Source organism: Halomonas sp. (assembly GCF_041689495.1).
GTDB lineage: Bacteria > Pseudomonadota > Gammaproteobacteria > Pseudomonadales > Halomonadaceae > Halomonas.
In genome coordinates, this window is record NZ_JBDNGD010000031.1 from 1 (window position 1) to 12,316 (window position 12,316).

Sequence of the window (12,316 nt, forward strand, 5' to 3'; positions counted from 1 at the left end):
CCAGTGATATCCCTTCCTACTCCGCAATCTCTTGCAGGGAAAGGTGGTGAGGTGGCAACAGCTTGGCCACTACGGCCTGTCGGCCTGTCGGCCTGTCGGCCTGTCGGCGTTCCTCGGAGTAGCGAGGCATGCGTGTCTCCTTTCGCCCCCTGGTCGGTTTATGGCAACAGGGTATCAGAGGGTAAGACACTCATCCTGACACTGGGGGTTCACCAAGTATCGAAAACTAGTGCACCGCCAACTCATTCCATTCCAGGGCCCTTGATCGCCAATGCTCACCGATACTTTGCACGAAGTCGGGGTGTACCAGCTTGGCGCGGCCTTCACACCACTGCGGGCCATACTGGCGGATGACGATGCCTTCCAGCTTGCCATCCCGGTAGGCGCTACGGCCGGTGCGTACCAGTGCTTCCAGCTCCTTGACAGTGAAGCGCCCTCGTTGAAGCAGGGGCACCGTGGCAAGACCCAGCAGCTCGGCCAGTTCATTGCGTCGTCCCATACTCCAGAAGCGCCGGGCCTGGCGGTCGTAAACATCGAAAACCAGGAACCAATCCGGCAAGGCGGCATAATCCAGCGAGTGGCGCGCAGCGCACCACTCGCCGAAGAGAATGACGTACTCGGGTAAATTTTGCTGGAACACCGCGAGGTGCTGCATCAGCCACTGGTTCAGGCGTGAGAACTGGCCGCGGTAAGGCGCCTCAAGGTAGGCCCCACGGTTCTGCACACGCATCTGAGCATCTTCCCCCCAGGAAATGCCCAGATTGGCGCCGTCCAACTTTTCTTCCACCAGCACCTCACCCGCCAGAAGTGTCTCCACGTCCAACGGATCGAGCAGCTTGTCGTCGCGGGGTTCCCCCTCGCCGAGCCAGGCAAGATGCGGTGTATGGGGGAAGCGGAAGAACTCACTCATCCTGCGGTAGCTCCGGAACAGGTCCGTCGAACTTACCGCGGTAGAAGCGCTTCACATCCTCCGGGCACACAAAGCGGAAGCGAACGCCTGCCCCGGCAAGCTGCGGCCACCAGCTCAGCCATTTGCAGTCGGCCGCCTGAAACACATGGGGGTTGCCATCATCGGCGGCTGCCACGGCAATAAACTTGCGATCCGGCGGATCAAACGCCACTTGGAGATCGTGATCGGGGAACTCCTCGAACCAGTCCTGTACCGTTTCTGTCACCGGCACATGAGCGACATGCTTCGTATTAGCCTGGCGCTGTAGCAGCCACTTGAGAAAGGCATCCCCAGGCTCGGGTTGGCCTTTGTTGGGGTTCAGCTTGTGATGGTACTCACCAAGAATCTTCCACTCGTCATCGATGACCACGACGCCTCGGCGGCGAATCTCTTCAATGGCCTCGATACAGGCAATGATGCATTCTTCTGAAACGCCTTCGTGATCATCATTCGCCACCAGCAGCACATTGGTATCGACCACGGCACGAGTCATGCATCGGCTCCCTGTGCCTTACGGGCCTTACGCTTGCGGGCGGCGGCGAGTGCCCGTTGGGTGATATCTTCCATGTCGTCACCGAAGAAGTCATCAGGCCAGTTCTCGATATCTCCAAACTCGTTGAGTTGTAGCGGTTCGATATGAGCGGCACCACTCTTGCGTGAAACGAAGTAGATCGAGACGTCATCAGGCATCACCTCGCCTTCGGCAACACGACGTTGCAGGCGATTGAGGAAGTGCTCGGAGTGGCTCTCGATGATCAGTTGGGTATTGCGATTTTCGCCGTCCTCTCGCGCCTGGATAGCGCTGATGAAGACATCCGCCAGGTTGGCCTGCACGCGAGGGTGCAAGTGGATCTCTGGCTGCTCCATCCACAAAACTGAGCCCGGCGGAGTATAGAATGCTTGCACCAACGCCGGTAGAACCTGGGAAATACCGAAACCTACATCGGTAAGCTTTACCCATGGTGTACCAATATGAGTTTGGATCAACACTTCATATTCTTTTCGGTTAGGGGCGATAGGCTGGACGTCGAATTTATGAATAATGCCTAGCTCTGCTAGCCATCCTGCGATGAACGCATCAAACCGTTGCCGTTTCTTTCCAGGCCCTCGGTTAAGTTTACGTCCTTGCTCACTAGCTGCGAGAATAGCAGGTATCGTCAACTCTCCCTGAGCGCCAACATTGGAAGGCATATCTCCTGACCAAGAGTAGACACGCTGTGGATGACTTCGCAATGGGCCAAGGTGGTAAAAATTTTCCAGCAGATGTTCGGTTTGCAGCACAAACTGCGCAAGAAAATCAGCGTTCTGATATCGTGAAAGCGTTCTATCCGAAAATCGGTAGAACTTTTCCGGTGGCTCGACTGGCCACCCACGACCTTGCGCACGCACCAATTTCAATGGTTCGCATTTCAACCAGGCCTTGCTCCCCTCTCTGCCGTGGGAAACCCTTAAGGTTTCCTCTTGCCCCTTGCAAAGCGAGTATTCAAAGCGATGCGTTTCGGGTTGGAGCATCCTGTTGGGCTCGATTTCGGCGTGCAGCGCCAGTTCTCTTCCCTGATATGTTTGAGAGGCATTCAAGATATTTTTTATTGTCAATGAGCGTTCAAGCTGCCATCGGAGATCGAATTGAATAGATCGGTCAACCTCACGACCATAAATACAATCTTCATACGTGCCAAGGTCGATGAGTGAATTGCTATCGCCTAAGTGCAGTGAACGCTTATGATCTGCTAGCATGGCCGTCTGCTTCAAGGCCATCAACAAATGGCCCAGGCTCGATTTGCCTGAGCTGTTGGTGCCGAAGATCACTGTCAGCGGGGCCAGGTGCATGGTTCCGGTATCTTGCCAGGCCTTGAAGTTCTGTATTCGTAGCTCAGTGAGCATGGGCCACTCTCCTTACAGCTCGTAGTCGATCATCTGGGCTTCGCGCTTGAGCTCATCATCGCGGCACTCCTTGGCCCACACCTTGAGCAGGCCGCGCAGGGCGTCGCTGTCACGCTTGCCATGTTGAGCCAGGAAATTACGTGCTGCCACGATGCCACCATCCCGGTAGGTGACGATCAGGCCACCCAACACGTCCCACAGGGTTTGCGGGTTCTCCAGGCGAGCAGCGGCGCGTTCATCCGGCTTGAGCAGGCGAAGCTTGTTGCCGCGGATGGCCAGCGGGGCTGCACGCTCACTCTCTCCGACGTTGGCATAGGCCACCATATCGTCATTGGTCTTGTAATTGCCGTTCTTCAATTGCAGGCGGAAGTTGAGCGAGCGGCTCATCTGCAGGGCGTCGTCGAAGGCGAAGTCGCCCAGGCCGTTGATGCCCAGGGCGATGACGGCCAGGCGGGATTCAGCGTCCAGGTCATCGACGGTGACCAGGCCACCGGAGAGGCGGCTGACTTCCTCCTCGGCTACCACGCGGGCCGCTTCCTGCATGGCGCGGGTGGGCGGCACGTCGTCGTTACCGTCCTGCACCGGCCAGTGGGCGGAGTAGACGCGTAACGCACGGCCCCAGGAGGCGATCATGCGGTCGACGGGGTTAAGCTTGAGGCGATCAAACTCGACCAGGCCATCGCGCACGGCGGTTTCCAGTTTGCCCTTGACCTCATAGGCCCAACTGGAGGGCTCGCGATCGTGGCGATCCGCCGGTCGGCAGGCAATAAAGATGGTGGAGGCAGCAGCAGCAAGGTTTAGCTGGTGTGTGGATGACCCAAATTCTGAGTCAACAGGAACAGTTCCTGTAATATCCCAACCAGATTGAATCAGAGAGTTAGTCAAGGTTTCCCAGGCATCCGAGCTCTTATGGGTGAACATCAGGGTCATAATGCCATCCGGTTTGAGCACCCGCTTGCTCTCGGCGAAGATGCCCTGCATCAGCTCCTCATAGCGCGCCTTGGCGCCCTTGGCTGATCCATCGCGCGCTGGATTGGCGACCGCTTCTAGAGATTTGTCGGTCACTTCATTTTCGAACCACCCCGGATACAAATCACCAAGGGTCTTTTTCTGCCAAACGTAGTAGAAGTCAGAAAGCTCACTGTACTGCACATTGTCATAGTAAGGAGGATCCATCACTATTGCATCGACAGTTTCGCTTTTCACCTCTTGCATCGAAGATGCGGAGCCTTTTAACTGACTCGGCAAATTTTGAAAATCCTGACCAACACCCTCAAAAGGAACACCCAAAAGCTCTATTATTTCTTCTAGCGCTTCACATACGGATTTCTGGGCCCAAGCGAAGCCTGATGATGGCCCCGAAAAAACCATCTCACCAAAGGTCCACTTAAGGGAAAAATCGTGTCGACCAAAAGTTCCTGAAACCTGCCCCCTCTGCTGAATCCAGCGAGTTTGACGACTATTATAGTCAACAAATTTATCAATTATAAATTGTAGGTAAGTTACAATCGCCCTACCTTTTTCCTCACCAAACTCATCAATAATATTATTCTTATATTTTTGTATTGCTTCCATCGCCGTCAAATGGCCCAGCAACTGGCGTGGAGTAAACATTTCTTCCCAGCTATTCATACCATAACGCATGGGCTCACTAGTCTTGCTGCCAGATGGAATTGGCTCGTTGGGCACCAGCCCCTTCATTTCGAATTCCAGCCGGCGTTCTTCCAGATTGCGCTCGGCAGCTTGGAGCGCCTTCATGTCCGCGGTGTTGGGAGCGCGGAAATACCGAATCTTTTGTGTCTTGATCTCACCCTTGCGCTCACCAGAGGCGAAACGCTGTACCTTGCCATGATTGTCTAGCTTGGGCTCCAGGCGGATACCCACCAAGCAATAGAGCACATCTTTCCACTTGCCAAGCTCGGATTCGCCGCGGGCCTGACGCTTGATTTCATCCCCGGAGATGGCCTGATGACAGTGCACACATTGGCCAACACCGCGGCTCACAGTTCCGGCGTCCAGATCTTCACCGCTGAGGCCGTGGTTACCGGCGGTAATCTCAAAGGGCTCGAAGCGAACGGAGCGATCGGGCTGAGGCTTGACGGCCACGGCCCACTTATCTCCCTGCTTAGATAACCACAGGGAGTTAAGCAGCGGTGCTTCACCAGCACAGTGTGGGCATATTATCTGGCGGCAATATAGATAATCAGCAATATCTTCGCTATTACAAAGCGCCATTTCTTCTTCGTTTAGTTGACTCGGCATGCTTATCTCATGCTGACCAAGATCAGGAACAAACTGGCCCAGCGAAAAATAAGGGTTCATCTTGCCATCAATATAGCTCAGGAGCTTATTTGAATAATTCTCTACATCTTCAAGCAAGCCCACACCAAACCGCCTAGGGTAATCAATAGTTGCTTTTAATACAACACTACCAACAGGATTTAGCTCGTTCGCTATAACTTCATGGCCTAACCTAAGGGCTTCAAAAGGTATAGACCCCCCACCAGAGGTTGGATCTAGAACAACTTTACTTTCATTTTTTTTCACAGCACTAATCAGCTGAGAAAAGGCTCGTGGATAATTATACGCATCTCCTGAGAATCGAACTTTATGCTGCTTAGTGAAAGCCATCTTCTCTTTGGCCCAAGCAGGATCGCCCATCAATTCTGAAACATGCAAAGCCTCACCTAAAGACAACTCAGGGAGCTTGCCAGACTCCGCTTCCCAAGCCATTATCACCGGATCAGTGATTATAGACTCATCATTATCTACTATTTTATTTATTTGAATTCTATTTTCTTGACGAATTGTTTTCTCACGTTCATAAGCACGGAGAACAACTGAGTCAACTTTGAGTGTAAGAATGCCGTTAACATTAGCAATACGCTGCCGAATTTTATCTTCCCCAACCACCCAAGGGCTACCATGGACATCAGCGACATACACTCTGATTCCTAGTCCTTTCACAAAGTCTTCAGAGTCGGCATTCGCCGGCAACAAAGAAGCCAAAATCGCCGCACGACTTGGAGTCAGCGGCCGCCGTGCCCACCAGACGTGAAGTCTATGGGGTCCTGGTGCTTTACCAGTATCACGCTCACGCCGTGTCTCTGCCCCTACCTGATGACAGGGAAAACCGGCTTCGATCAAGCGCTGGTCGTCGATCAATGGTGCGGTGCTGGTGGTCGGCATGCTGGCGGCTGTCAGGCCTGACTCGTTGATATCCATATTTCTACTTCCTCAAACAAGGAATCAGCAAGGCAAGGGACCTGACTGATCATTCATTCTTGGCACTGCAGTTTTTGTCACTGCTTAGCTGCCCTATCCGGCCCGCTCAGCGAGCAAAGTCGATTGCAATCCATCAGCCACGGGCGCGAATCCGTTCCAGGATACGCGGCACGCGCTTGTCGCCGGCATCACCACACAGCAGCATGCGCAGGCCACTGGTGGCCCAGCTACGCAGCGCCGGGTCGGCGGTGGTCACATTGGCCAGCCAGTAAACGGCCTCTTCTCTTGAGAACATCGCCACCCGGCGGCCGATCAGTTCGATGCGGTCGACGTCCTTCACCTTGGTCTGCAGGCGGAAGAACAGCGCCAGGCGTGCACCGGCGGCTTCATCCAGGGGAAAGTTGATATCGGTCTGTTTCAGGCCCTGGTTCGACATGAAGCGCTCCAGGCCGAGCGGAATGCCTTGCTCGTCCTTGACCTCCTCCAGGATGCGCTTGAGCACCGGCAAACAGGCGCGCACGCTTTCGCCGTGCAGGGTGCCGCGCTCGACGTGCTTGGCCCGGGGGTTGGTCAGCCCTTCGGTGTCGTCGCGGTCTTCCGGGGCGATGCGCTCCTTCACGACCAGCACCGGGGGCGGTAGATCCTTGTGGCGGGTCAGGCGCAGCACATAGGGAGAGCGCCGGGCCAGCCTGGCCAGCTGCGCTTCATCGGCCTGTGAGCTCTTTCGGCGGGCCCGGGGCGCCGCCTTGGTGGCAGTGGTGGCCATTGGTCGTGTTTATCCTTCCAGTTGCTCGAGCATCTTGGTGAACTTGCAGTCCTGATCCAGCTCACCCAGGGTCAAACGGACCTGATGCTGCTCAGTCGTAAAGCGCAATCGGCTGTTCAGGGCCGCAAACAGAGCGCGGCTTTCGACCAGAGCCCCCACGCTGGTAGGGCCCATGGCCAGCTGGAAACGCCCCTTGTCGGGGGTTTCCGCCTGAATCTGCAACATCTGCACTTCGGTCTTGGACTGGGCGAGTGCGGTGCCGGCGAGCAGGTTGAAGAGCTGCTTGACCTTGTCGGGCGTGCGCAACAGGAAGGCGCGGTTCTCGACCTTGGGCTTGCTGATCCAACCCCGCGCCTGGGCCGTCTGGTAGGGCACCACGATCCCGCTCGTTACACCACCTACAGGTACGCTATCACCGGTCATCGCCTGGTCGGGGGCGGCGTCACCTTCCTCATTGAAGGCTTCCTGCGGGTAGGCCACCAGTTGCCGCTGGGCGAAGAGGTTCTCCAACTGCTGCTGCATCACGTGTGGGTCGACCTTGTCGTGCTCCTGCTCGATGATCTTCGACAGCTGACTCAGGTCGACCTGGTCGCGGCTCTGGATGGTCTGCTCTATCCAGGAGGCCACGGTGTTGGGGTCACGTACGATGCTCTCCAGCCAGCCCAGTTGCTTGGCGTGTTCCTTGGTACAGAGGATCCAGCCTTCGTCGTCCTTTTCCAGGGGCTCTACCGTCAGCGGCGGCGGGTTGTCCTTGTGATAGAGGGCATCGGGCTTGTGGGCCTGCTTGTCGGGCATGTGGCCCAGACACCAGCTGCTGCGCTTGGCGCCTTCCACCAGCACGGTGGCCAGCAGCGCGGGGCGCTGCAGGATCGGCCAACTGCGGCGCGTTGCGAAGCGCTCCACGAGATCGCTGACGTTAACCTGCTTGAGGCTCTCGAAGAACAGCTTGCCCAGTAGCGTTATCGTCTCTGCGGTGGAGGCGCGCTCTTCGGTGATCAGCTCTCCTTCCTCGGCCAGCTGCTTGAGGATGGCATCTTCCAGGTGCAGGCCGCTGGAGCCACCCGCGGTGGGGCCGGCGCCTCGCTTGCCTAGATCGCGCACCACCACACGGCCGCCGTCCCGGCCCGGATAGATCAGGAAACGATAGGCTTCATCGATGGCCGTGCGCAGCTCGGCCGGGCTCTTGGCCGCGCGATCCTTGAACTCGCCCTTCTGCAGCTGGTCGTGGCTGACGCCCCAGTTCTCGGGGTTTTCCTTGAGGCGCTCCACGGCGATGGCCTTGCGTGCCAGGGTCAGGATGTTCTGCCGGGTGCGGTGCTGCTGGTGAGTTCGCGCTTCCGTCCAGGTTGAGCCCGCAATATGGGTCGTGCTGGGGGCCAGCAGGAATACCTGGTTCTGGTATTCGCGCACCGCCTCGCCACGGCGCTCGATGAAGCGAGCCGGGTCGAGCTCTTCCACCTCGAAGGCGATGACGCCAAACTGCGGCTTACGCGTCTTGTCGGGGACTCCTTCGCCGTCATCGATGTTAGCGTGGACATCGAACACGGCGGAGCGCTCGATCAGCCGGCGGACTACTTGCTCGACCCGCGTCATGGCCTCCGCATGAGCCACGTTGCCTTCGATGCGACGAAGTATATTGTTGAGGGTCGGAACGGTGTCGGCATACAGGCGACCGTTACGCTCGCGGAGGTAGTTGGCCTCGCGCTCGATGGTTTCCAGCGCCGAGCGCACGGTGGCTGGCTTAATGGCGGGAGAAGCCATCTCGTAAACCGCCGAGGTCATGTCGATGCCGAACTTCTCATCCTGAAGCCCGCCCCCACGGCCAATCAGGCTGTGCAGAAAGACCACACGCCATGCCCACTCATGCACCGGGTAACCATCGGGATGGGGGTTGGCGGCATCCAGCTCACCGGCAACGGTGCGGCTGGTGGCCTGGGTGCCGGAGGCCTTGCTAATGTCGGAATCCAGCACCGGGACGAGGTCGCTGTTTTCCGTCTTGCCCAGCAGCTCGTTACGGATGGTGCTGTCGGAGAGGTCAATATGGCCGGTCTGGATCAGCGGAATGGAGAGATTGGCTTCCCAGATGCGGCGCACGGCGCGCGCCAGGGTACGCAGCAGGCCTCGGGTGCCCTGGAAGCTCTCGACCTGGGCCAGCTCCTCGGAGAGGAACTCGATCAGCGTCGGATGAAAGGGGTAGTGAGCGGTCAGCCGCTCATGCAGCTGAGGATCGTTGGCGCCGGCTGGCAGATCGGTGCCTGCCTGCCGATAGGTTTCGATAAAGGCTGAGGCCACTTCGTTGGCCGCCTCGATATCGACCGAGACGAACAGCCGTTTGGCCATGATGCGCGACAGGTCGCCCTCCTGAACCGGCGTGGTAGCCTCGGAGGTGCGGTTGACTACGTCCAGCACGCCGCGCTGCGCCTTGCGCACCACGGCCTCAGCCTCAGCGGGACTCATGCTATGATCGGACTGCAACCTGCGGATCAGCTTGTTGAAATCGCCGAAGGCATTGGTGGCCGAGGCCAGACTCAGCACCACCGCCACGTTGGGCTTGCCGGCGGCATAGGTCGAAAGTGACATCAGGAAGGCAGCGGTCTGCTCGGCACCCACGCCCGGGAAGGCCGCTTCCATCCGGGACAGATACTGGGCGATCTCATCGACGATGATCAGTGTGGGCTGGTCGCCGAACAGGGTCTCGAAGAATTCATCAGACGCCGGGGCCGAAGCGTCGTCCAGACGCGCCTGAATAGAGGCCTGCTGTTCTTTTGAAAGGGTCTGCTGGGCTATCATCCACCACAGCGTGTTGGGCTTGGACGAGGCGCCACCGGCAGTCTCGCGCAGCGTATCGACATTATCGCCGATGATACCGACCACCCGTACCTGGCCTGTCTCCGGCAACCGCTCAGGAGCCAGGATGCCCGACATGTGTTCCGCCAGCGGCTTACCCTGCATGGCCGCATGCGCCAGGGCTATCAGGGTGTGGGTCTTGCCTCCACCAAAGGCAGTATCCAGACGCTGCATGGCCGGCCGAGACAAATCACCGTTGGTAAGCCTGGCCAGGGCATTGTCCAGAATCGTGCAGAGGCCCTCGGTTGGATGCGTGGCGTCCCGAAAGAAGGCCACGGGGTCGGAATAAAGCGAGCTGGCCCCTTCACGGGCCTCCCCCTTGCGGTAGTCACCCAGCACGCGGCTCAGGCTCGCCGTGAAGATCTCGGGGTTAAAAGTGCCCGCCAGGATCTCGGGGCGTGGCTGACAGGTGGTAAGGACGTCTCGCATCGGTTGCTCCCTGCAGTGCTGCGCGCCGGGGTGATATCTCCCGGTAAGCGGCGAGGTCAAGCCCGGCATAGGTATGCCTCGACGAGGCGTAGCCCCCTGGCCAGCACGCTTATGAGTATTATTGGGCCATGTTACGCCAGCTGACAAAGATGGGTAAGGGGGATGAGGACCGACTCGTGGCCCTCTTGCCCTGAATGGCGAGGCCCCAGTGCGGCGGTATGTCGCTCGCGGTCGCTCAGGTGGGTCAGGCGTTCCAGCCCGGTCACCTCTCCCGTCTTGGGGTCGAGGCCGTAATCCTGCTACAGCTGAAGAGTGAACTCCTCGGTCAGCCGCTTGCGCCAGTCGCTGACCAACTTCTGAAGGCGGTTGCGGGTGCTTTGATCGAAGCCCATCAGCTATCTCCTTGTGGTGGCCAAGCGTTGGCCTCGACCCGGGCCTGATACCAGAGGTTCATACCGGCGCCCTCCACTGCGTATTCCCCCCGGGTGGATTTCCAGATCAGGGAGGGGGTGCGCCTGCGCATGGACTCCAGCGCGGTTTGCACCCTCTGAGGGGTGATGTTGTCCTTGCCAGTGACGGCACGGTAGAAGGCCAGGGCCTCACTGTCGTAAGGGCGAAAGTGGCCGCCGCTTTCCAACAAACGCCACAGAATAGCCTGGTGGAGGGTTTGCAGGCCCAGGTAGAGGCTTTCCATGTCGGCGCGGTCGGTTTCCTGCTGCTCCCTGGCGGCCTCCAGCACCGCCTGCTCGAAGCGTCCCTCAATGTCGGCCATGGGGCTGAGGGCGGTGCCCAGGGCTGACATGAAGAATTGCGGGCGGTGGCCGTAGCCTGTGAAGGCTTCCATCAGTACGTCAGTTTCCACGGGGGCCAGGCAGGGGAGTTGGTCTTCGATAATGCCCACCAGATGCTCGACAAAATCCCGCCCCAGCAGGGGCATGCTGGTGATCTTGGAGCCATAGAACGGGGCCGAGTGGGAATTGACCAGGCGCAGGAGCTTGTCCCGATCCGAGCCGGACATGATCAACATCAGACGAATATCATCCGGCGTGTTGAGCTGATCCCTGGCGGACTTGAGGGCCACCATCAGCGCCGCTCCCGCTTCGCTGGTGAGAGCCTGCTGGGCTTCGTCGATGATCAATGCCACGGGCTTTTCCGCTGCCTCACCGAGAAAGCGCAGGGCATCGGGCAGGGTCGCCATCGTCTGATCAGGGGCGGTATTTTCCACATCAAGGGTGAGCCAGTTGCCGAGGGCAAGGGAGCTGACTCCCATGCTCTCCGCCAGCTGCTGTAAGCGGGAGCGGTACTGGCGCAAGGCATCGGCGACGGCCATGGCAATAAGGTCAGCAGGGTCCTTGCGCTGGTCGGCCCAGAGGTCCGCGTAAACTACCAACACCCCCTGAGCTTCCAGGGCGGGCTTGAGGTCGCTCTTGAGGAAGGTGGTTTTGCCGGTGCGCCTAGGTGCGGCCAGGAACATACCGTTATGTTCATCACCAAACAGACTCCGGCCTCGCAGGGCGTTGATCATCTCGGCGGCCAAAGCGTGGCGCGAATAGTGGCGCAGGTGCATTTTTATGGCTCTATTATGGTTAGAAACATATTTTATGATTGCAGCAAGAATAACCCATAAATCCCGCCGCAACATCCCTTCCTGTGCACAGCCTGTTGTCTCCTCTGTCCTGCTGTCCTGGGCGGCAGTCACTGGCCGCTGTTGTCATCCGCAACCCTCGACTCCAGCGCAGGCGTGGGCATACTCCAGCTCGCCACGCTGCTTCTGCAGCTCGCGGATCAGCGGTCATCGCCGGGCAGACCCAGCGCCTGCAGGCGCCCGGCCAGGGATGCATAGCGCTGCTGAAGATCGGGGAACAGCTTGGTAGCGCCCTTGCCGATGGTATCCTCCAGAGGCACTACCATCTCGCCACTGAGATCGCGAAGGCGACTGGAAGCCAGCGCCAGCATCTCCATGGAGGGACGATCCTCATCCTGACACTGGGGGCCTACTTGTCACGCCTGCCTTCCCGGTGGCATCAACGCGGCCCAAGCCCGCCTGTCCCGAATGCGGCAACCCCATGCACGTCGCTTCGATCATTCGCGGTCACTGGCAACCCGGATAGGCCCCACAGCCCCACAAAACCCGTGGCTCACTTGACATGGAGGATGCGGAACCACCTATGACAAAAATCACTTGATTGCGCCGGCCTGGAAACAAGCCAATAGCC

The 12,316-nt window shown here is 58.4% G+C and carries 8 protein-coding genes; all 8 read right to left on the reverse strand.

Features of this window, described 5'->3' with window-relative positions:
• Positions 1-226: 226 nt before the first annotated feature.
• A complete protein-coding gene (locus tag ACESMD_RS00980) occupies positions 227-910 on the reverse strand; it encodes an RNA ligase family protein (protein ID WP_372609463.1) in 684 nt (227 codons plus the stop codon).
• Positions 903-1,442: a hypothetical protein gene (locus ACESMD_RS00985; protein WP_372609465.1), complete on the reverse strand. Its 540-nt coding sequence runs from the start codon at positions 1,440-1,442 to the stop codon at positions 903-905. The genes ACESMD_RS00980 and ACESMD_RS00985 overlap by 8 nt, the downstream gene beginning before the upstream one ends.
• Positions 1,439-2,833 carry a DUF3696 domain-containing protein gene (locus tag ACESMD_RS00990; RefSeq protein ID WP_372609467.1) on the reverse strand — a complete coding sequence of 465 codons (1,395 nt, stop codon included), beginning with the start codon at positions 2,831-2,833 and terminating at the stop codon, positions 1,439-1,441. Before ACESMD_RS00990 ends, ACESMD_RS00985 begins: the two co-directional genes overlap by 4 nt.
• Before the next feature lie 12 nt (positions 2,834-2,845).
• A complete protein-coding gene (locus tag ACESMD_RS00995; RefSeq protein ID WP_372609469.1) occupies positions 2,846-6,058 on the reverse strand; it encodes a DUF1156 domain-containing protein in 3,213 nt (1,070 codons plus the stop codon).
• A gap of 133 nt (positions 6,059-6,191) precedes the next feature.
• Positions 6,192-6,824 (reverse strand): hypothetical protein, encoded by a 633-nt coding sequence (locus ACESMD_RS01000; RefSeq protein WP_372609471.1) that lies wholly within the window; start codon positions 6,822-6,824, stop codon positions 6,192-6,194.
• Positions 6,825-6,833: 9 nt separating this feature from the next.
• On the reverse strand, positions 6,834-10,100 hold the full coding sequence (locus ACESMD_RS01005) for a DUF499 domain-containing protein (RefSeq protein WP_372609473.1): 3,267 nt from the start codon (positions 10,098-10,100) through the stop codon (positions 6,834-6,836).
• Positions 10,101-10,491: 391 nt separating this feature from the next.
• A complete protein-coding gene (locus ACESMD_RS01010) occupies positions 10,492-11,667 on the reverse strand; it encodes a hypothetical protein (protein WP_372609475.1) in 1,176 nt (391 codons plus the stop codon).
• Between the two features lie 218 nt (positions 11,668-11,885).
• On the reverse strand, positions 11,886-12,062 hold the full coding sequence (locus tag ACESMD_RS01015) for a hypothetical protein (RefSeq protein WP_372609477.1): 177 nt from the start codon (positions 12,060-12,062) through the stop codon (positions 11,886-11,888).
• Positions 12,063-12,316 lie beyond the last annotated feature (254 nt).